General features: G+C 62.8%; 14 protein-coding genes. 3 read left to right on the top strand and 11 right to left on the bottom strand.

All coding sequences use genetic code 11. The features are described 5' to 3' along the window. Positions 1-184 precede the first annotated feature (184 nt). Positions 185-2,401: a hypothetical protein gene (locus OHL11_RS04330; protein ID WP_263370243.1), complete on the bottom strand. Its 2,217-nt coding sequence runs from the start codon at positions 2,399-2,401 to the stop codon at positions 185-187. 184 nt (positions 2,402-2,585) lie between these two features. On the opposite strand from OHL11_RS04330, the gene OHL11_RS04325 reads away from it, so the two are divergent. Beyond that, entirely contained in the window at positions 2,586-3,083 is a 498-nt protein-coding gene (locus OHL11_RS04325) for a phage tail protein (protein WP_263370242.1), read from the top strand. Between the two features lie 189 nt (positions 3,084-3,272). On the opposite strand, the gene OHL11_RS04320 is transcribed toward OHL11_RS04325, so the two are convergent. The 6 genes from OHL11_RS04320 to OHL11_RS04295 form a co-directional block, all read right to left on the bottom strand. Then, positions 3,273-3,920: a hypothetical protein gene (locus OHL11_RS04320; RefSeq protein WP_263370241.1), complete on the bottom strand. Its 648-nt coding sequence runs from the start codon at positions 3,918-3,920 to the stop codon at positions 3,273-3,275. Between the two features lie 523 nt (positions 3,921-4,443). Further along, positions 4,444-6,393, bottom strand: coding sequence for a glutamine--fructose-6-phosphate transaminase (isomerizing) (gene glmS, locus OHL11_RS04315; protein ID WP_263370240.1), 1,950 nt, complete (start codon positions 6,391-6,393; stop codon positions 4,444-4,446). 177 nt (positions 6,394-6,570) lie between these two features. Beyond that, positions 6,571-8,052 carry a hypothetical protein gene (locus OHL11_RS04310; RefSeq protein WP_263370239.1) on the bottom strand — a complete coding sequence of 494 codons (1,482 nt, stop codon included), beginning with the start codon at positions 8,050-8,052 and terminating at the stop codon, positions 6,571-6,573. A gap of 154 nt (positions 8,053-8,206) precedes the next feature. Beyond that, on the bottom strand, positions 8,207-10,207 hold the full coding sequence (locus OHL11_RS04305) for a hypothetical protein (RefSeq protein ID WP_263370238.1): 2,001 nt from the start codon (positions 10,205-10,207) through the stop codon (positions 8,207-8,209). Positions 10,208-10,510: 303 nt separating this feature from the next. After that, positions 10,511-11,380: a nuclease gene (locus OHL11_RS04300; RefSeq protein ID WP_263370237.1), complete on the bottom strand. Its 870-nt coding sequence runs from the start codon at positions 11,378-11,380 to the stop codon at positions 10,511-10,513. A gap of 5 nt (positions 11,381-11,385) precedes the next feature. Then, the gene (locus tag OHL11_RS04295) at positions 11,386-11,994 is read right to left on the bottom strand and encodes an anthranilate synthase component II (RefSeq protein WP_263370236.1); all 609 of its coding nucleotides are present in this window, start codon (positions 11,992-11,994) and stop codon (positions 11,386-11,388) included. 267 nt (positions 11,995-12,261) lie between these two features. Here OHL11_RS04295 and OHL11_RS04290 point away from each other — a divergent pair, with 267 nt between their 5' ends. Beyond that, positions 12,262-13,575 carry a POTRA domain-containing protein gene (locus OHL11_RS04290; protein WP_263370235.1) on the top strand — a complete coding sequence of 438 codons (1,314 nt, stop codon included), beginning with the start codon at positions 12,262-12,264 and terminating at the stop codon, positions 13,573-13,575. 179 nt (positions 13,576-13,754) lie between these two features. Here the strand turns inward: OHL11_RS04290 and guaA are convergent, their stop codons facing one another. After that, positions 13,755-15,326 carry a glutamine-hydrolyzing GMP synthase gene (guaA, locus tag OHL11_RS04285; protein ID WP_263370234.1) on the bottom strand — a complete coding sequence of 524 codons (1,572 nt, stop codon included), beginning with the start codon at positions 15,324-15,326 and terminating at the stop codon, positions 13,755-13,757. Between the two features lie 97 nt (positions 15,327-15,423). Between guaA and OHL11_RS04280 the strand changes: the two genes are divergently transcribed. Next, complete coding sequence (locus tag OHL11_RS04280) at positions 15,424-15,999, top strand: hypothetical protein (protein WP_263370233.1); 576 nt, start codon at positions 15,424-15,426, stop codon at positions 15,997-15,999. Here the strand turns inward: OHL11_RS04280 and OHL11_RS04275 are convergent. The 3 genes from OHL11_RS04275 to leuS all read right to left on the bottom strand — a co-directional run bounded on the left by OHL11_RS04275 (position 15,996) and on the right by leuS (position 19,786). Further along, entirely contained in the window at positions 15,996-16,166 is a 171-nt protein-coding gene (locus OHL11_RS04275; RefSeq protein WP_263370232.1) for a hypothetical protein, read from the bottom strand. The two genes, OHL11_RS04280 and OHL11_RS04275, sit on opposite strands and share 4 nt — an antisense overlap. Positions 16,167-16,264: 98 nt before the next feature. Further along, positions 16,265-17,170: a hypothetical protein gene (locus OHL11_RS04270; protein ID WP_263370231.1), complete on the bottom strand. Its 906-nt coding sequence runs from the start codon at positions 17,168-17,170 to the stop codon at positions 16,265-16,267. Between the two features lie 39 nt (positions 17,171-17,209). Then, on the bottom strand, positions 17,210-19,786 hold the full coding sequence (leuS, locus tag OHL11_RS04265; protein ID WP_263370230.1) for a leucine--tRNA ligase: 2,577 nt from the start codon (positions 19,784-19,786) through the stop codon (positions 17,210-17,212). Positions 19,787-19,798 lie beyond the last annotated feature (12 nt).

Here is a 19,798-nt window from a genome sequence, read left to right as displayed (position 1 = left end):
CGGGCGACGGCGTCGGCTAGTTCCCCGGGTGCGCCTTGCGTGGTTCGCCGAAATGCAGAAGGCCTCGCCGGTGTGCGCTGGAAGCGACGAGGACGAGGCCATTCTGAGGTTGGTGGGCTCCTGATATTGCATTCCCACCCGTCCGCTTGAAGCCGCGCACGGATGGGGGAGCCTTGGAGTGAGGTTAGGGCTTCTGGCCGAGGAGGTTGCTCTGTGCGGCTGCGGCGAGCGGCGTCATGACGGGAACCGCTGCGCCGATGTACTCCGTGATGTTGGCTGCGGATGCACTGTTCTGGCCAACCCAGACGTTGCCGGTGGAGTCGATGGCCGGGCCGCGGGCACCGATCGAGAAGAACGGCGAGGGCTTCTGGAAGCCGCCGGTGTTGGTGCCGTAGGCGCCGGTGCCAGAAGCGGAGGTCGCCGAGATAGCGTTACCCGCGGCGCTGATCTCAGCCAAACCGTAGCCGATGCCTGTGGAGGTGCCCGTGACCCAGTTGCCGGTCCCTGGGTTGTTGTTCGCCTGCCAGACGTTGTTGGCACCGTCGACGGCGACGCCGCGCACGGAGTAGTTTCCGCCCAGCTCTACGGAGCTCGTAGTGACGGACGCGGTGTGCGTGCTGCTATCGGGCGTGATGAACGACCAGCGGTAGCTGACGCCCGGCGATCCTGAGCCTGCACCGTTGCTGCTGTAGACCATGTTCTGGCCAACGGCGATGCCGTAGGGGAAGTAGAGGTTCGACGAGGAGATCGTGCTGGTCTCGTAGCCGTTCTCGTAGGTGGATCCGCTGGTGTTCGTGCTCGAGAAGAGCTCAAAGATCGAGGAGGGGTTGCTGGCCGTGACGTCCGGAATCCAGAGATTGCCGGAGGCATCCGCCTGCATGAAGTAGAAGGTGCGCGAGCTGCCGAGCGACGCGAGGGTCTGGGCCGCGGTGACGGGAGCGCCGGATGTCGCAGCAGATACGAGCTCGCCCACGACGCCGCCGGTGGTGGCGTAGAAGACGTTGCCATTGCCATCGGTGGCCAGCGTGGACGGCACAGCCGTCGAGCCGATCGGCCACGTGGACTCCAGCGCGCTGTTCATGCTGTTCCACTTGTAGAGGTTGTAGCTGGAGTTCGCCGCCACGGTGGAGCCAACCCAGACATTGCCGTTGATGTCGATAGCCGCGGGAGAGGTTCCCTTCACCGTGGCACCGAGGGCGCAGGTGAGCGGTGTGCCGTTGGGCGAGATCTCGAAGAGTCCGCCGCCGGTGCCGACCGAAGCTGCCCAGACGTTGCCCTGCGCGTCGATGGCAGGAGCATTTACGCCGGTGAGGAACTTCTGCGTGCTGGTGGTGCCGCTGGATACGGTGCAGGTGCTTGCGCTCGCGTAGCTGATGGCGACGGTCCAGTCAGTGGGCGCGGTCGTGTAGTACGGCTGGAACGGAGCCTGCGCGTTGACCAGTGCGTAGAGCGCGTTCATCGAGCTGGCCGAGCCGCCGGCGGCGGGGTTCGTCAGCATGAAGTAGAGCGCTTGCACCACATCTTCATTGGTCGCGTTGATCGAGCTGTAGTCCGCCGAGGGCTGGCTGGTGACCGAAGCCGACGGTGCCACCGCGTTGGTGAAGAGCGTGCCGCAGTTGGTGGAAGTGTTGCTCGTGGTGTTCACGCAGGCCGCGAGAATGTTTGCGAGCAGGTTCACCTGGTTGAACTCAGGCGTTGCCGTCACGGTGACGGCGTTGGTCGAACCGGTGGGCGTGGCGCTGAGCGTAACGCTCGTCTTCGCGGTGCCAGCCGTCACGTCGGCGAGGTTCGTGATCGCCGCGAGTCCATTGACGTATCCCTGCTGCGACTGCGTGCTGCTGGCGTAGCCGAGCGACTCGGTGACCGGGTTGAAGTACTGCTGCAGCGCAGCCATGGTCGCAACGCTGGTGACCTCGTTCATGTCCACGTTCGCCGAGGCGGCGGTGGAGCACTTGCCGATCGCAATGATGAACGCCGCAGCCGAGTTATTGCCGTTGCCAGTCCCCTGCGTCTCGCCACCCTTGGCGATCAGATACATCTGCGGGTCGGGGTTCGTGGTGGAGCCAGTGGGGCAGGCGTAGCTGCTGGTGATCGACGACGGTGCGCCGGTCGCGCCGGTGATCGCTGTCTGGTTGAAGCTGAAGCTGCCGTAAGCAACGGTGGTCGTCTGCGCGTAGAGCGTGGCCGCCGAGCCATAGCCGGTCGTGCCGACAGCGTAGAGCGAAACAGTCGCGCCGACGACGGGCTGGTTGCCGCCATGCAGCTTGCCGGAGAGCGTCGCGGTCGTGACGAAGGGGTTCGCAGTGGAGGTAGTAGTGGTGGCTCCGCAACCGCTGAGCAGGAGTGCGAGCGATGCGGCGCCGAGGGCAAGCGGGCCGCGCGTCATCTTCATCACAGACATGGGGACTTCTTCTCCGAGACAGAGGCAGTGGCGTCGTCTCAGAGGCTCTAGGGAGGAGTCGGACGCTCGTTGCGCTCAGGCTATGTAGTGTTCGGAGTCAGTCTCCATTTACCGCATAGACATACAGCGACAGGACGATGAATTTCCCGCAAATTGCCGCGAGTTTCACGCGTACGATGGCGAGATGCCGACGAACCCTGAGTTCCCCACCACGCCGCTACCCTACAATCCGTATCGCAACTTCAAGTTCCTGCTGCAGTGCGAGGGTCGCTACGTGGCAGGCGTCTCGCGCGTCAGCGGCCTCACGCGCGAGACCGAGGTGGAGCCTCACGCCGCAGGTACGGTGAAGCTAGCGACAGGACAGAGTTCTTACGCGACGATCGCGCTGGAGCGCGGCGTGACTCACGATGCGGAGTTCGCGCAGTGGGCGAACAAGGTGTGGGATTACAAGAATACGTCCGCCGCCGGGCAAGCGACTTCACTGGCGGAGTTCCGCAAAGACCTCGTGCTGGAGGTCTACAACGAAGCCGGGCAGAAGGTGCTCGCCTACGACCTCTTCCACTGCTGGCCGTCGGAGTTCACGGCGCTGCCAGAGTTAGATGGAATGGCGAACGCTGTGGTGATTCAGAGGTTGGTGCTGCAGAACGAGGGGTGGAAGCTTTATACAGCAGCGGCGGGCTAGCCTGGCGCACAATAGATTCTCACGTCCCTGTTCACGACTGCCGCTTATAGATGAGATACCCAACGTTACGGGTAGCCTCCCGCCTAGACACGTACAACGGCTACTCGCTGGCATATAAAGGTGGCAGTAGGTTCAGGAGCTGAGCATCCCGAGAAAAGACGCCCCCGACAAGCTGGGGCGTCTCAAATATCATGCAGCGTTCCATAGGTCTGAAAGCTCTTTACAAGCATCTTCAATGACTTTCTTTGGTGGGAAGCCCGATTGCGGCCCAACTACACGATTACCGCTCGAAACCTCCAAGCATTCGACGTAATTTGATTCAAGCCCTAGGCCGCAAGCTGCTGCCGCTTCATGCATCGTATGCAACATAAGCGCACCAACACCACCGACATAGTCATCTTTGCCCATATTTAGCTTGAATAGCTTCATTTGACCATTTTCTTCTACAACCATATCTGGCTGCGCGCTTACAACAACATCCTCACTCACAAAGTAGAGCCGCTTTCCAGGACATATCGTGAGGTCGCGATTACCAAAATTCTTCAAATAGTCCGTAATCGCACGATGGTTGTTCAGCAGTTTTGCACGCTTCTTCGTATCTGTCTCCAGCAATCCAGCGGTCAATAGATCCTTCAGAATGCTCTGAACTCCTACATGATCGCCTTTATGGTGCCGCTTTATCGCGCTGAGCGCTTTTACGTAGTAATTCGAACGCCCGACACTTTCATCGGACTTTTTGAATTTGAACCGCCTGAGCACTGTTTGCTTTCGCTTAGGCGCAGTGGCCGAGACTTCTGCAAGGCCACGCATCGAGATTTGAATCGATTCTGCTGCCATACCTGCCTCCGACATTCACGGACTAAATCTATTTATCGCTCTGGTGCTCTCGCACAAGCTGGCTCAAACTTTTACCTGTTTCAGCTCGAACGGTTTCAAGATGCGTGTCTGCACGCCTGCCAGCCAAGAAATTTGCACCGTAGGTTTCACGCAAAGTTCCCACTTGAGTGTTTCCGTGCTTCTCGCTGATGCGACCATCTGAATCACGATGCCGATTGTCCAATCCCTTACTCATTTGCTCAGCCTCACAACCTAAGATTTGAACGCCTACTGGCAGTCTCCACGGAAGAGTGCTAATCGTCAAGAGGATTTTTGCAAATATGAGCAGCCGTGACTCATATTTACATCTTCCTCATTATGAATGACTTGCTAGGTTCGAGAGTTACTAAATAATAAACAGAGGGTTACCTCAATCGAATAAAGAGCGAATAATCCTCAACTGACTCCAAACGTGTAAACGGCACAACGCCGCCCATTATGGTGGGCGGCGTTGTGCCATTCTGATCAGATACGGAGCTTGCTCTTATTCCACCGTCACGCTCTTAGCAAGGTTTCTCGGCTGGTCGACGTCGCAGCCGCGGCGGACGGCGATGTGATACGCCAGCAGTTGCAGGGGGACGACTTCCAGGATGGGGAGGAGGAGTTCGTGGCTCTGTGGGATGTAGATGACGTGCTCGACGAGCTGGCCGATGTGCTCGTCACCCTCGATGGCGATGGCGATGACGCGGCCGCTGCGGGCCGTGACCTCCTGGATGTTCGAGAGGGTCTTCTCGTACTTGAGGACGGAGCTGGGGTCGGTGGGGTCCTGCGTCGCAATGCAGACGACAGGCAAGGACTCGTCGATGAGGGCGTTGGGGCCGTGCTTCATCTCGCCGGCGGGGTAGCCTTCAGCGTGGATGTAGCTGATTTCCTTGAGCTTGAGCGCGCCTTCGAGCGCGATGGGGTAGTGGATGCCGCGGCCGAGGAAGAGGAAGTCGCGGGCGTTGCCGTAGATCTTCGCCAGGTCGCAGCACTGGTCGTCCACCGAGCGGAGGATGGTTTCGATCTTGCCGGGGACCGCGGCTAGTTCGGTGACGAGGTGGAGCGACTGCTCCGGCGTGACCGTGCTGCGGACCTGCGCGAGGTGCAGCGCCAACGTGAAGAGCGCGGTAAGCTGCGCGGTGAAGGCCTTGGTGGAAGCTACGCCGATCTCGGGGCCGGCGTTGGTGGTGATGACGCCTGCGGCCAGACGCGTGACGGCTGAGCCGACGACGTTGCAGATGGCGAGGGTCTTCGAGCCTTTGGCGATGAGCTCCTGCTGCGCGGCGATGGTGTCGGCGGTTTCGCCCGACTGCGTGATGAGCAGGCCGAGCTCGGAGGGGTTCGGGATGGGGTCGCGGTAGCGGTATTCGCTGGCGTAGTCGACGTCCACCGGTAGGCGGGCGAGGCGCTCGATCATGAACTTGCCCGCAAGGCCGGCGTGCCAAGAGGTGCCGCAGGCGGCGATGGTGATGCCTGTCGCCGCGCGGAATTCGTCGTCCGTGATCTTCATGTCCGGCAGGAAGACCTTGCCGGTGTCGAGCGAGACGCGGCCGAGGGTGGTGTCGCGGACGGCGCGCGGCTGCTCGTCGATCTCCTTGAGCATGAAGTGCTTGTAGCCAGCCTTTTCGGCCTGGATGGGGTCCCAGGTGATGCGCTGCGGGGTGAGCGTTTTGGGCTGCGCGTCGAAGTCGGTGAGGGTGATGCCCTGCTTGGTGAGCACGGCGACTTCGCCGTCCTGCAGGAAGTAAATGTCGCGAGTGTGGTGGAGGATGCCGGGGACGTCGGAGGCGAGGAAGAACTCGCCGTCGCCGAGGCCGAGCACGGCGGGCGGCCCCATGCGCGCGGCGACCATCTTGTCCGGCTCAGCCGCCGAAAGCACGCCGATGGCGAAGGCTCCGGTGAGGCGCTTGACGGCGCGGCGCACGGCTTCTTCGAGCGGCAGGCTCTGCGGCAGCGCGCCCATGATGACGGCCTGCGAGGTGTTGGAGTCGGCGGCGTCGGTGTTGGTCAGGCGCTCGGGCATGCCTGCGGCGATTTCAAGCTCGTCCTGAATGACGTGCGCGATGATCTCGGTGTCGGTTTCGGACGAGAACTTGTGGCCCTTGGCGATGAGGTCGTTCTTGAGCTTGAGGTAGTTTTCGACGATGCCGTTGTGCACGACGACGAGGGTGCCGGTGCCGTCGCGGTGCGGGTGGGCGTTCTCCTCGGTGGGGCGGCCGTGGGTGGCCCAGCGAGTGTGGCCGATGCCGTAGGTGCCTTCGACCGGGTCCTTGGCGAGGATGGCGTCGAGGTTGCGGAGCTTGCCCGGAGCGCGGCGGAGCTGGAGCGGATGGCCGCCGCCAGCGACGGCGATGCCCGCGGAGTCATAGCCGCGGTATTCGAGGCGCGCAAGGCCTTCCATGATGACGGGGACGCAGGGCTTCGGACCGATGTAACCGACGATTCCACACATAAGCTTCGAGGACTCCTTCGCTTTCGCTCTTGAGTGTAGATGCAAGTGTTGTGAGGATGTTGCGCGGCGCGGTCGCACAACAGGCCGAGTGCACAACAGATTGCCAGAGGTCGAGTGATCCAGAAGTCCAGCGCGTGAAGGGCCTTCCAGTTTGTCGGTGAGTCAGGGTTCAGTACGTCAGCGAGGCTGTTGGGCGAGGAGAAGGATCGAGGCGCGCGGGATGGTCCAGGCCTTGCCGCGGGTGTTTGCTGTGGTGGTGCGGAGGTCGTTTGAGGTGAGCGATGGAGCGGTGAGGCGGAGGGTTTCCGTGAAGGCTCCGCCGGGAAGGTCGATGCGCAGGTCGCGGTTTTCGTCTTTGTTGATGATCGCGAGCAGCAGCTTGCCGTCCGGGGTCTTCGCGGCGTAGGCCGTTGCATTCACCGCGCCGGGGTCGAAGGTGAGCGGGACCATGGTGGCTCCGGCGAAGCGCTGGGCGAAGAGTAGGCCGTAGAAGACGGGCTCCGCAATGTATTTGCCGTCGATCTCCGCGATCGGCGTATAGAACGGGCGCGGGTGCGGCGCGTGCGGATCGGCCATGAGGAGTTCGCCGGGGAGGTGGCCGCCGAGCGAGTTGGCGACGGCCTGGCCGCTGCCGCCGTGGAGGTTCAGCCCGGCGTAGCCGAGTTGCGCGAGCAGCAGCGCGTAGTCCGCCGCCCACAGCGTGGAGGCGAAGACGTCGGAGAGGCCGGGTTTGCCGCCGAGGTAGCAGGTGTTGCCCTCGGTCATGCGGTAAAGCGTGTTGAGCTTTTCTGCGGCGGCGCGGGTGACGGCTGCTGTCGCCAGCACGGTGGGGTCAGGCTGCAGCATGTCGTGCGGGTTGGCCTTGGGGTTGGAGGGTGGCCCTGTGAAGTAGTGATGGTGCGAGAGCGCGGCGACAAAGGAATGATCCGGCAACGCGGTGAGTCGGTCGGCAACACGGGACGTCCACTCGGGTTGCGACGCGGTGTCCGGCAGGCCGAACCTGGCGTGGGGTACGCGGGTGAGAATCGCTTGCACCGCCGCGAACCATTCGTCGAAGTAGGCGTCGGCGGTCCACTGGTCTTTGACCTTGAAACGGCGCCAGAAGCCGTCGGGCTCGTTGCCAAGCTGAAAGTATTCGAGGTGTGGGCCGAGGGTCTTCGCGACGAAAGCCGCTTGCTCGGCGGCGAGCGTCGGGGTGTTTGTCGCGAGGTTGATGCCGTAGAGGCACGTCCAGCCGGTGGCGTCGAGGAAGGCGCGGAGGTTCACGACAGCCTGCGGCGTGACCGCGTAGGCAAGCTCCTGGAAAGGCTTTGCGCCGGGGCTTGGAGGCTGCGGCGTAACCGTGGGAGGCAGCGGTGGCTGCTGGCTGGAGGGCGTGGGCTTCCACCAGGCGACGTCTGAGGTGCTGCCGCCGATGCGCAGCACGCCGTGCGGCGCCAGCGCTCGGAACTGCTCGATGAGGCCGGTGTTGGTCGGTGCGAAGTACGCCGGGTCAGAGAGCTGCTCGGTTTCATAGCTCAGGCCGATGAAGTTGGCGGGAATCTTCGCACCGGGCTTCTCGAGGTGCAGGGCGATCGTGGCGACGGTCGGCTCGGACTGCGCGAAGGCGGGCAGAGCGGCGGCTGCGGCGGAGGCGAGCAGGAAACGGCGACGGTCCATAGGCTGCATGGGGTTAGGGTATCGCGGAGTGATCTCCGCGCGCGGGAGTCTATGTTTGCGGGTCCTCTCGCGAGCCTTCCGGGACCAGCGCTCCCCTGCCGGGAAAACGAACGGCCGGAGCTTCTGAGCTCCGGCCGTCGCGGTGTGAGGCGGTTTACGGCTTGGAGGCAGCCGTGGTGTACGGCGAAGCCAGGCTGGCGACGATCGGCGTGACCACCGGGGTAGCTGCGCCGACGAACTCGTACAGATGCGAGGCACTGGTGACCCATACGTTGCCCGAGCCGTCGACAGCGATGCTGCTGAAGGTCGTGGCGTCGCTGGTGGTGGGACGGAAGCCGTTCGCTCCCGAGAGGCCGCTGGCATCCGCAGCGGACTCGGAGATGGACTGCACACCACTCTTCACGGTGTTGGAAAGCCAGGCGTGGTTGGCGCCGTCGATCGCAACGCCGGTAGCGTAGTACTGACCGGAGTTGGCACCGCTATAGGCGGATGAGCTGGAGCTGATCCAGCCGGCTGCGCCGCCGGAAACCGAGGTGACCCAGATGCGACCGAGCTGGTCCACGGCCAGGCCGGACGAGCCATTGGAGTATGCCAGCGAACGGGTGCCAACGGTCGCACCAGCGGCATCGACCTCTGCGACGATGTAGTTGCTCAGGTTGTTGGCGTACACGTTGCCGGAAAAGTCTACTGCGGTGCGAACCGGCTGGTTGAAGTTGGTGGTGGATTCGCCGAGCAGGGTGTACGTGTCGGAGCCGGCGGAATCGCCGAAGGTGATGCCATAGCGGAGGATGCCGCCAGCGCCGGAGGTGCTATCAGCCACATAGAAGGTGGACTGATCCGGCGAGAAGGAGGCACCGCCCGGTGCGACCGCAGTGTTATTCGGGTTGTTGCTCGGTAGCCACTTAAAGGAATTGAAGTCGGTGGACAAGACCGCCAGACCGTCGGAGGAAACGCCGGCGGTGGAGGTGGCGGAGGCCACGATGCGGTTGTTGCTGACGGCCACCTTCGTGAAGTTGCGCGACGTGCCAAGGGGCAGAGACGACTCCTTGTAGCCAGAGGCCGCAGAGTAGACGGCGATAACACCGCCCGAACCGGCCACCACGATATTGCCCGCATTGTCGACGGCCAGGTCGTTCAAGGAGGAGCCGTTGGATTCGGGGTACTGGATGCTGATGGTGAAATCGTTGGGCAGGTTGTTCGTCGTGCATGGCAGCGAGGGCTGGAACGGTGCTCCGGTGCCGGACTGCAGACTGCAGAGAGCATTGATGTTCGCGGCAGGATTGTGCGCAATGTTCAGCGCAGCGGAGAAGATCTCCGTGGGGACCGTGCCATTGCTTGTGCCGTCGCTGGTGGCGTTGGCAAAAAGCGTAGTGCAGTTGGCGGAAGCGCTCGAGTTGGAGTTCGTCGAGTTCACGCACGACGAGAGAATGTTGGCGAGCGTGTTGATCTCCGCCTGCGGCACGACGCCCTTGCCTGCGGTGGCGCCGGTGTTGGTGTTCGCCACGCCGGTGCCGACGTTCACGAGCAGCGGGAAGGTGCCGAAGGCGTTGGCGAGGCCGGCGGCCGAGGTAGGATGCGCCGCCGCGAGCGCGGTGCTGGCGGGAGCGCCGACGTGGTACCCGTCAACCGCGTAGCCTGCCAGCGAATAAGCCGCAGCCACCGTGGTGACCTCGTTGACCGAAAGGTACGGCGTGGCGCTGGCGAAGTTGCCGCTGGAGGGGCAGGCGCCGAGGATCGTGGCTTCGAGGATTGCCTGGTTGTTGGTGACGCCCGTGCCGGGGTCGCCGCCGACGGCAACGAGATAGACCTGCTGGCCGGCGGTGCAGGTGTAGTCGCCGCTGATGGAGAAGTTACCGTTCGCGTCCGTGGTCGTGTAGTAACCGAGCGCACCATAGCGGCTGCCCGTGGCCGAGGTCAGCAGGCTGACGGAGGTGTTGGTGTTCGAGGTCGAGTAGCCGTTCTGGTTCGCGGCGAGGAGATAGATGTTCGCACCGGAGACCGGCTGGCTGCCGCCGTGGACGTTGCCCTTGAGGGCGACACCGGCTGACTGTAGTGGGCTGGAGGCGGTCACATTCATGGCCGAGCAGCCGGTGAGAGCAAGAGTGGATGCAGCCGATGCCGCAAGAACAGCAAGGTGAAACAGAGACTTTCTCATCGAAACGGTATCCTTAGCCCGGCGCACGACGGCGGAAGCACCGGCGTGGCTCAAAAAGAGGCGATACCACGTTAGTAACAAGTCCACGTAACTTTCGGAATGACATAAAAGTGACATCCAGATCGGCATACGATGGAAATTTGCCTTGTCAAGCGGCTTTAGCTGACGCTTTTTGAGCCACTTCCGCGATGATCGCGAACTGTGAAAATCATTGCGATTTTCTTGTGCATTTTGACGGGCGGGGACGCCTTCGCTCGGCGACCACGGCACGACTGAAGTCGTGCTCCCGACTCGAGCCTCGCGTTACTTCGCGTCGTCGCTGGAGAAGAGGCGAGCGAAGAAGTGGCCGATTGCGCCGAAGAAGCCGGGCTTCCTCGGCGCCGCAGAGCCTGCGGGCTTCTCGATGGGCGGCGGAACGGGATTTGTCTGGATGGTGCCGCCGTTGGCGTTGTAGCTGATCGTCGCGGTCTGGTCGGCGACGACCGCAGGCTGATCCGAGGCAGCGGTCAGCCCCTGGCTTTCGGCCTCTGGAAACGGGTGCGCCGCGGCGGCACGTTGCGCCGGGGTCGCATTGGCCGCGAGTTGTTGCGGCGGCGCGGAGTTCGGGCAGCCGCAGGAGCTGCGCTCCTTGTCGACGACCTCGCGCAGATTGCCGTGCTCAAAGAGCACATGCTGGTCGGGCAGGATGCGGTAGGTGGCGTCACCGAAGGCCGAAGAGAGCATGAGCACGGGCGCTTCCTTGCCTCGGTTTTCGACGCAGGTATCGCCGGAGCGCGTGACGCGGATGCGGAGATCGTAGTGGCCGGGGGTCGCCATGCTGAAGCGGATGTCCGGCGTGAGAACGACGTCGGCGATCGAGGCGCCGCCGTGGAGTTCCATCGCTCCTCGGTTGAGGCCGAAGAGCAAGCCGTCCCCAGGTCCGGAGTGCATCAGGCGCAGCTCAGAGGTGGAGCAGACGAGTGCTACGCCGCCGCGCGCGAGATCGAGGGGCGCGGTGTGGTCGAGCGCGACAATGCTGGCGTTGCCCATGAGCGTCGTGCGCGGCGAATGAACATCCATGGTGCCCGTGAGCTTCGCATCGGCGAGGTTCATGGAAGCCATCGGCTGCTGGGCGCGAAGGGGCAGCGAGACGAGCGCGAGAGCCACGAGGATGAGGTATTCGCGATCGCGCATGGAGCCTACTTCTGCTTGAGGAAATTCGCCATCAACTGCTTGCCGTGGTCGGTGAGCACGGACTCCGGGTGAAACTGCACGCCCTCGATGGGCAGTGTCTTGTGGCGCAGCGCCATGATCGTGCCGGGGTCCGGCGCTGTGCCATCGTCAGCCACGCGCGCGGTGATCTCGAGCGTGTCCGGCAGCGACTCCTCGCGCACGATGAGCGAGTGGTAGCGCGTGCAGGTCATCGGCTCGGGAATGCCAGCGAAGACACCTGCGTTGTTGTGCGCGATGGCCGAGGTCTTGCCGTGCATGAGGTTCGGCGCGCGGACGACTTCGCCGCCAAACGCCGCACCGATGGCTTGATGCCCGAGGCAGACGCCGAGCGTGGGGATCTGCTCGCTCTTCGGCAGCTCCGCGAGGCGCTGGATGAGCGGGATCAACTGCCCTGCCTCCTGCGGCGTGCACGGGCCGGGCGAGAGCAGAATGCGGTCCGGGCGCAGGGCGATGATCTCGTCAGGCGTCAGCTCGTCGTTGCGACGCACGACGATTTCTTCGCCGGGGGCAAGCTCGCCGATGTACTGCACGAGGTTGTAGGTGAAGCTGTCGTAGTTGTCGAGAACGAAGACCATGCTGCTTTGATTGTATGCCGCGAAGGGAAGACCCGTGAGGGCGAGGCACGATCAAAGCTGCGCGAAGACCGGTGCCCCACGTCTCGACTTTGAGACGTGGGTGTTTTGCGGTGGAGAAGAACTTCACGGAGGATTGAACGCCAAATCGGATTCACGCTCTCCGCACGCATTCTGGAAACCCAGGTCTCAGAAGCGAGACCTGGGGCACCCGTCCGTACTTTCACGAATGACTGCGGATTCTCGAACGCGTGCTAGACTCGCGGGACAATGTCCCTCCAAAAGAAGCTGTCCCTGCTGAGTCTTTCGGCCTGCTTTGTTGTTGCTCCTGCGTTTGCGCAGACGTGGGTTTGTAAGCGCGTGGAGTTCAAGAATCCCGGAACGTTTTCGCAAGCGCAACTGGAGGCCGCCGCAGGGCTGCATCCCGGCATGAGCTTCACCGTGCAGTCGTTGACCGACGCCGCGCAGAAGCTCGCCGACACAGGCTTTTTCGACAACGTGACCGCAGGCGTGACCGGTACGCCCACCAATCGCGGCGCGGAGTTTGTGCTGAAGCCGACGGATGTGTCGCAGTATCTGCCGCTGGGGTTTGAGAACCTCGTGTGGCTCACGCCGGAAGAGGTGCAAGCAGCGATTCGCGCGAAGCTGCCGCTCTACAACGGTCGCCTGATGGAAGGCAGTACGCAGCTTGATGATGTGGATGTCGCATTGGTGGCCGCGCTCGCCGCGAAGGGCGTGCAGGCAAAGGTGGTGCACGACACCGCCGAGCCGACGCTCGTGCATCCAGTACGCGTGGTGGAGTATCGCGTGAGTAAGCCGCAGCTGACGGTGGAGAACGTGAAGCTCGGCGGCGTGACGACGGCGCTTGTACCGCTGCTGCAGAAGTCCGTGAACGCGACGGCGCATAAGCCGTACAACGCAGGTTTAGGCGGTGATGTAACGAGCGAAGTCATTCTGCTGCCGCTGCGAGATGCAGGCTATGCGAAGGCGTCGCTGAGTGACGTGTCTCTGGAGCCGCCGACGGCGGTGGGCAACCACATGGGTGTGGTCCTGCACGCGACCCTGGCTGCGGGCGATGTGTACAAGATCGGCGCGGTGAACTTTGCGGGCACGCCCCTGATGTCTAGCGAGGATTTCGCCAAGGGCGTGAAGCTCCACGCAGGTGATGTTGCGAGCGAGAAGCTGCTGCGTGAATCGCTCAAGCCACTCGATGACGCGTATCGCAGCAAGGGATACATGGATGTCGTGATCGTCGCGACGCCTACATTCGATGAAGCCGCGAAGACGGTGAGCTACGCGGTCGCGGTGACACCGGGCGAAGTGTACAAACTCAATAAGGCGAACACCGACGGGCTCGACCCGAAGGCGCAGGCTGACTTCGACAAGTATTTCAAGGTGAAGCAGGGTGATGCGTTCGACTCGGTGTACGTCAGCGGATTCATCAAGAACAATACGGCCATCGCTTCCCTCGCGCCTTACACCGGAACGTGGAAGACGATCGCGTATCCCGCGACGCATACGGTGGACGTGTATCTTTCGTTCTTCCAGAGCGGGCGCAAAGTGCAGACGATTACGGTGCGGTAAGGCAGTCGTAAGTGTGAAGTCTTAAGTCGTAAGCGACCTTGCGAATGGGCGACACTTCGAGACGCCTGGCCTTGCGGAAATGACAAACGAAAGAAGAGAGGCCGCCATCGCTGGCGACCTCTGCATTCAAGCGTTTCACGAACTACTTATGACGTATCACTTCACACTTACGACTGTCTTTACTCCCACTCAATCGTTCCCGGCGGCTTCGAGGTGATGTCGTACACCACGCGGTTGATGCCGTGCACTTCGCTGACGATGCGGCTGGAGATGCTGCGTAGCACCTCGTACGGCAGTGGAGCCCAGTCGGCGGTCATGCCGTCTTCACTCTCCACGGCGCGGATCGCGCAGGTGTACGCGTACGTGCGCTGGTCGCCCATCACGCCGACGGTCTTCACCGGCAGCAGCACCGCAAAGCTCTGCCAAAGCTGGCGATAGAGCCCAGCCTTCTTGATCTCTTCCGTGCAGATCGCGTCGGCCTCCTGCAGAATCGCCACGCGGTCGGACGAGACCTCGCCGAGGATGCGCACCGCGAGACCGGGGCCGGGGAACGGCTGGCGCTCGAGGATTTCGGCAGGCATGTCGAGGTCGCGACCGATGCGGCGCACCTCGTCCTTGAACAGATCGCGCAGCGGCTCGATGAGCTTGAGCTTCATGTCCTCGGGCAAGCCGCCGACGTTGTGGTGCGACTTGATGACGTGCGAAGGCCCATGAACACTGGCCGATTCGATGACATCGGGGTAGAGCGTGCCCTGCACGAGCCAGGCAATCTCTTCGCCTGCGGACTTCTCCGCTTCAAAGATCTTCTTCGACTCGTCATCGAAGACCGCGATAAATTCGTTGCCGATGATCTTGCGTTTCTTCTCAGGGTCGGTGACGCCGGCGAGCTTCGAGAGGAAGCGCTCCGACGAGTCAACGGCGATGAGGTTCAGGTGAAGGTCTTCGCGCATAGTGCGCTGCACCTTCTCAAACTCATCCTTACGCAGCACGCCGTTGTTGACGAAGACGCAGGTGAGGCGATCGCCGATCGCCTTCGAGACGAGCACCGCAGCGACCGACGAATCAACGCCGCCGCTCAGCGCGCAGATGGCGTGGCCGGCGGGGCCGACCTGCTCGCGGATGCGTGCAACGGTGGTTTCGATGAAGTGTGCGGGCGTCCAGTTCTGCTCGGCGCCGCAGATGTTGACGACGAAGTTCTTCAGCAGCTCCATGCCTTGGCGCGTGTGCGCGACCTCGGGGTGGAACTGCACGGCCCACATGCGACGATCCTCGTTGGCAAGCGCGGCGATAGCGTTCTTCGTCTGCGCGATGATCTGGAATCCCGGTGCGAGAGTTTCGGCGTGATCGCCGTGCGACATCCAGACGTCGATGGTCTGCGGCAGGCCGTGGAAGAGAGCGCTTTGCTGCAGCACTTCGACTTCAGCGTGGCCGTACTCACGCGCAGGTGCGGGGACGACGTTGCCGCCGAGGTGGTGCGTCATGAACTGCAGGCCGTAGCAGATGCCGAGCAGCGGCAGGCCGGTCGCGAGGACAGCGGGGTCGGCCTTGGGCGCGGCATCGTCATAGACGCTGGACGGACCGCCCGAGAGAATGATGCCCTTGGGCTGCAGCTCGAGAACTTTTTCAAGCGGCGTGGTGCAAGGCAGAACGACGCTGAAAACGTTGAATTCGCGGATGCGGCGGGCGATCAACTGCGTGTACTGCGAGCCAAAATCGAGGATAACGATGGTGGAAGTGGTCGGCGTGCTCACCTGTCCAGTGTAGCCGCTTGGCGCATCCAAGATAACTATGCGAGTTTCGGGCCTGATTTTGCTGATATTTGTCGCTGGGTGCTCGTCCAGGGGCAAGGTGGATGCGCCGACAGCAGCGAAGCCTGCGGTGCAGACGAAGGCGAGTGCATCCGTGCCGATGACGAAGCACCTGGCGACGTATCGCGACGCGGCGACCGGGGTGAGTTTTGAGTATCCCGATGTGTGGCTACCGAGCGAGAAGGCACCCATGTATCTGGGGCCGAACATGCCGGCGGAGTACAAGCCGCGCGCATCGTTTGCGTTTTCACCGCAAGGCAATCTCTACGAGAAAACGCTGTTGCAGGGCCTGGTGTTCAGCTACGCGGCGCGACCTGCCAAAGACGAAGCTGCGTGTTTCGCCAGCGTACCCGCGAACGGCAGCACGGCGAGCACAGCGACCTACAACGGCCGTAGCTTTCGCGAGCTGACGGGAACCAACGCGGGCATGTGTCACGCGCAGACCGCGACGCTCGACGTGACGTATAGCAACGGCGCGTGCCTGCTCTTCGAGCGGGACTTCAACACCGAGTGCAACGGTGCGGGCGACGGCAAGCGCGCGTTGACCACTAACGAAACCCGCGCGCTGCAGTATCACCTGGATGCGGTCATGAAGAGCGTCGTGATCACCCCCTAATTGGGGTCCTTCTGGCGAGTGTTGTTGACCGCGCCCATGATGCCCGCGCCGAGCAGCACGATGGCGATCGCCGCAACCCAGTGTGATGGCATATGCGCGAGGTGGCAGACGTAGATCACGCCCGCGATCAAAATGATGGTGCCGATTGTATAAAGGCCGAATGACATAACGCCTCCGTGGATTTTGCGGCTACGGAGTGATGTGATGCAGATTCGCGGTAAAGTGTGGTCGCGCGGTGCAGGAATGGATGTGGACCGCCGACGACTTACTCGGCGAGGTCGCGGCAGACCACGCTGTAGTAGCGGAAGCGGACGCCGTGGAAGTAGTCGCTCATGAAGCTGTAGAGGATGATCAGGCCGATCCACCAGTTGCGCAGGAACTCCGGCGTGGCCACTGCGGAGAACGGTAGCGGCGTGGCCGAGAACGTGAGCGCGAGCACCAGCAGCGCAAGCTTCACGATGCACATGACGAGCGCGATCTCCATGACCTCTGCGCGGACCGCGCGTTGTGTCACCGCGCTGCGCAGGCTGGCGAAGAGGCTATCGCCGTGGACGGCGTTCCAGTTCATGGCGAGCGTGAGCGGCCAGCTGATGCCCGCCCAGCCGACGAAGAGTGCAAGCGTAGCCACGATGCTCAGCGCGGCGAAGACGAGCACGTCCGGCTCAGCGCCAAGCGTGGCCGTGGTGTGGAGTTCGCGGTGCGCGACAGCGAGCAGGATGTTCAGCCAAATCGTCCAGCAGAGCATCACGCCGAGCGAGCGCACGAGGCGCAAAACGAAGAAGACGCCGAGGCTCGCACGGGACTCCGCACCGAGCGTGCGGCGTGCGTAGAGCACCTGTCCGAACGTACCTACAGCAACCCACCAGAGAACCGCGACGGGGATGAAGACGGGCAGGAGTGGACGCGCGATCGCGAGCAGTTGACGTGATGAGACGCCGATGGTCGCGGCCATCTCTGCGGGATGGAAGAAGGTCATCGTGCCGAGCTGCGCCCAGATGGCTTCGAGCTCCGGCAGGTGGGGTTGTGCCCACTTCAGCGCCCAGAGGATGAGCGGAATGCCTGCGAGCCAACGCCAGCCGAGCTCGACGAGTGTGAGCGTGGGACGCTTCCACGTCTGCGCCATCATGTTGACGAACGTTTGCGTGGAGCGTCCCTTAGGCTTCTGACTCACTACTTCCCTTTCGAGCTTTGCGGCGTGGTGCGCGTGCGTTTACTTCAGGACGAGGTTGACGAGCTTGCCCTTGATGACGAGCGTCTTCACGAGCTGCTTACCTTCGAGGCGCTGCTGCACTTTCTCGTCGGCGAGTGCGGTGGCCTTGATGGTTTCCTCGTCGGCGTCCGCTGCGACCTTGATGACGACGATGAGCTTGCCGTTCGCCTGCACGGGGATCTCAAGCTCGCTCTCCTTGGCGAGTTCGGCGTTCGCAATGGGCCACGGTGCGTCGAGGATCAAGCCCTTGCCGCCGAGCATCTCCCAGAGTTCTGCAGCGAGAAACGCAGCAAACGGAGCGATGATCAGCGTGAGCGTGTGGAAGAGTTCAGCCAGCGTTGCCGGGGCGACTTCGCCTGCGTCGATGGCCTGCTCCGCACCGCTGATCTCGTTGACGAGGATCATGATCGCCGCGATGCAGGTGTTGAAGTGCCAGCGCCCGGAGAAGTCTTCGGTGATCTTCGCGATCGTCTGGTGCAGCGTGCGCAGCAGCTTGGTGCCTGCTTCGCTTTGCGCGGCAAAGGCCGACGGAGCGATCTCATCACCGTGCGCGTGCTGGGCCGACTTGATGATTGGCGTGTACTTCACGGCGAGGCGATAGACGCGCGCAAGGAAACGAGCGACGCCAGCGACGCCTTCTTCCTGCCACTCGAGATCGCGGTCCGGCGGTGCGGCGAAGAGCGCGTACATACGCGTCGCATCCGCGCCGTAGCGGCCGATCATCTCATCGGGAGAGACGACGTTGCCCTTGGACTTCGACATCTTCGCGCCGTCTTTGATGACCATGCCCTGCGTGAAGAGACGCGTGGCGGGCTCGTCATTCTTGATCAGCTCGAGGTCGCGCATCACCTTCGTCCAGAAGCGCGAGTAGATGAGGTGCAGAATCGCGTGCTCGACGCCGCCGATGTACTGGTCGATGGGGAACCAGTAGTTGGCCTTCGCGGAGTCGAACGGCGCGCTGCTATTGTGCGCGTCCGTGTAGCGATAGAAGTACCAGCTTGAGTCGACGAAGGTGTCCATCGTGTCGGTCTCGCGACGCGCAGGCTTGCCGCAGGTCGGGCAAGGCACGTTGACGAACTCAGGCACCTTCGCGAGCGGCGAGCCGCCCTGCTGCGTGATCTCGATGTTCTCCGGCAACAGCACGGGGAGTTGCGACTCCGGCACAGCGACAGCGCCGTGCTCTTCGCAGTAGATGACGGGGATCGGCGTGCCCCAGTAACGCTGACGCGAGACGCCCCAGTCCTTCAGGCGGAAGGTCGTGGTGCGCTTGCCGAAGCCCTTCGCCTCGGCGTGCTTGCCCATCTTCTCCTGCGCTTCAAGCGCGGGCTCGCCGGTGAACTCACCGGAGTTGATGAGCACGGCTTCTTCTTCAGCCGTGTACGGCAGTTCGAGGTCGCCGGTGTTGTCGTCCGCACCGCCAGAGAGCGCCGGCGCGAGGACGCGCTTGATCGGCAGGCCGTACTTCGTGGCGAACTCAAAATCGCGCTCGTCGTGCGCAGGCACGCTCATGATCGCGCCCGTGCCGTAGTCGGCGAGGATGTAGTTCGCGACCCAGACGGGGAGCTTCTCGCCCGTGAACGGGTTGACCGCGTGGCGGCCGGTGAAGACGCCATGCTTCTCGATGTTGCCGATGTCGCCCGCTTCCTTCGCGGCCTGCTGCTGCGCGATCATCTGCTCGACCTGCGGCGCGAGCGCTTCATCAAACGAGGCCCAGTGCTTCACGATCGGATGCTCGGGCGCGAGCTGGATCGAGGTGGCGCCGTAGATCGTATCGACGCGCGTAGTGAAGACCGTCACGGTCATGTTGTCCGTGCACTGGTCGATGGCGAAGGTCACTTCCGTGCCTTCGCTCTTGCCGATCCAGTTGCGCTGCATGGTGCGCACCTTCTCGGGCCAGCCGGGCAGCTGGTCAAGGCCGGTCAGCAACTCGTCCGCGTACGCAGTGATGCGCAGGAACCACTGCTCCATTTCGCGCTGCTCGACGAGCGTGTCCTCATGGCGCCAGCAGCAACCGCCGACGACCTGCTCGTTCGCCAAAACGGTCGCGCACTTCGGGCACCAGTTCAGCTTGGAGGTCTTCTTGTACGCCAGGCCCTTCTCGTACATCTTCAGGAAGATCCACTGGTTCCAGCGGTAGTACTCGGGCAGGCAGGTGGCGATCTCGGTGCCTTCCCAGTCGTAGCCGAGGCCGAGGCGGCGCATCTGCACCTTCATCTGCTCAATGTTGGCGAGCGTCCACTGGCGCGGCGGCGTGTTGTTCTTCAGCGCGGCGTTTTCTGCGGGCAGGCCGAAGGCGTCCCAGCCCATGGGGTGCAGCACGTTGAAGCCGCGCATGCGCATGAAGCGGGCAAGCGCATCGCCGATGGAGTAGTTGCGCACGTGGCCCATGTGGAGCTGGCCGGAGGGGTACGGCAGCATTTCAAGGCAGTAGAACTTCGGCTTGCCGGAGGTGTGGTCGGCGGCGCGATAAAGGGCCGGGTCGGCGTCCCAGCGCTGCTGCCAGCGGGGTTCGATCTCGGCGGGGTTGTAACGGACTTCGTCGGGGCGCGTCGGCGCGGTGTTTTCAGCAGAACTCATACAAGTTCTATT

This window comes from Granulicella cerasi (genome assembly GCF_025685575.1).
GTDB lineage: Bacteria > Acidobacteriota > Terriglobia > Terriglobales > Acidobacteriaceae > Granulicella > Granulicella cerasi.
The sequence above is the reverse complement of the archived record's forward strand: the minus strand, read 5'-3'. Positions and strand labels throughout refer to the sequence as shown.

Bases quoted from the DNA above. Each gene is read 5' to 3' on its own strand.
- leuS (WP_263370230.1), bottom strand. From the start codon at position 19,786: ATGAGTTCTGCTGAAAACACCGCGCCGACGCGCCCCGACGAAGTCCGT.
- OHL11_RS04290 (WP_263370235.1), top strand. From the start codon at position 12,262: ATGTCCCTCCAAAAGAAGCTGTCCCTGCTGAGTCTTTCGGCCTGCTTT.
- OHL11_RS04325 (WP_263370242.1), top strand. From the start codon at position 2,586: ATGCCGACGAACCCTGAGTTCCCCACCACGCCGCTACCCTACAATCCG.
- OHL11_RS04300 (WP_263370237.1), bottom strand. From the start codon at position 11,380: ATGCGCGATCGCGAATACCTCATCCTCGTGGCTCTCGCGCTCGTCTCG.
- glmS (WP_263370240.1), bottom strand. From the start codon at position 6,393: ATGTGTGGAATCGTCGGTTACATCGGTCCGAAGCCCTGCGTCCCCGTC.
- OHL11_RS04295 (WP_263370236.1), bottom strand. From the start codon at position 11,994: ATGGTCTTCGTTCTCGACAACTACGACAGCTTCACCTACAACCTCGTG.
- OHL11_RS04275 (WP_263370232.1), bottom strand. From the start codon at position 16,166: ATGTCATTCGGCCTTTATACAATCGGCACCATCATTTTGATCGCGGGC.
- OHL11_RS04330 (WP_263370243.1), bottom strand. From the start codon at position 2,401: ATGTCTGTGATGAAGATGACGCGCGGCCCGCTTGCCCTCGGCGCCGCA.
- OHL11_RS04320 (WP_263370241.1), bottom strand. From the start codon at position 3,920: ATGGCAGCAGAATCGATTCAAATCTCGATGCGTGGCCTTGCAGAAGTC.
- OHL11_RS04310 (WP_263370239.1), bottom strand. From the start codon at position 8,052: ATGGACCGTCGCCGTTTCCTGCTCGCCTCCGCCGCAGCCGCCGCTCTG.
- OHL11_RS04305 (WP_263370238.1), bottom strand. From the start codon at position 10,207: ATGAGAAAGTCTCTGTTTCACCTTGCTGTTCTTGCGGCATCGGCTGCA.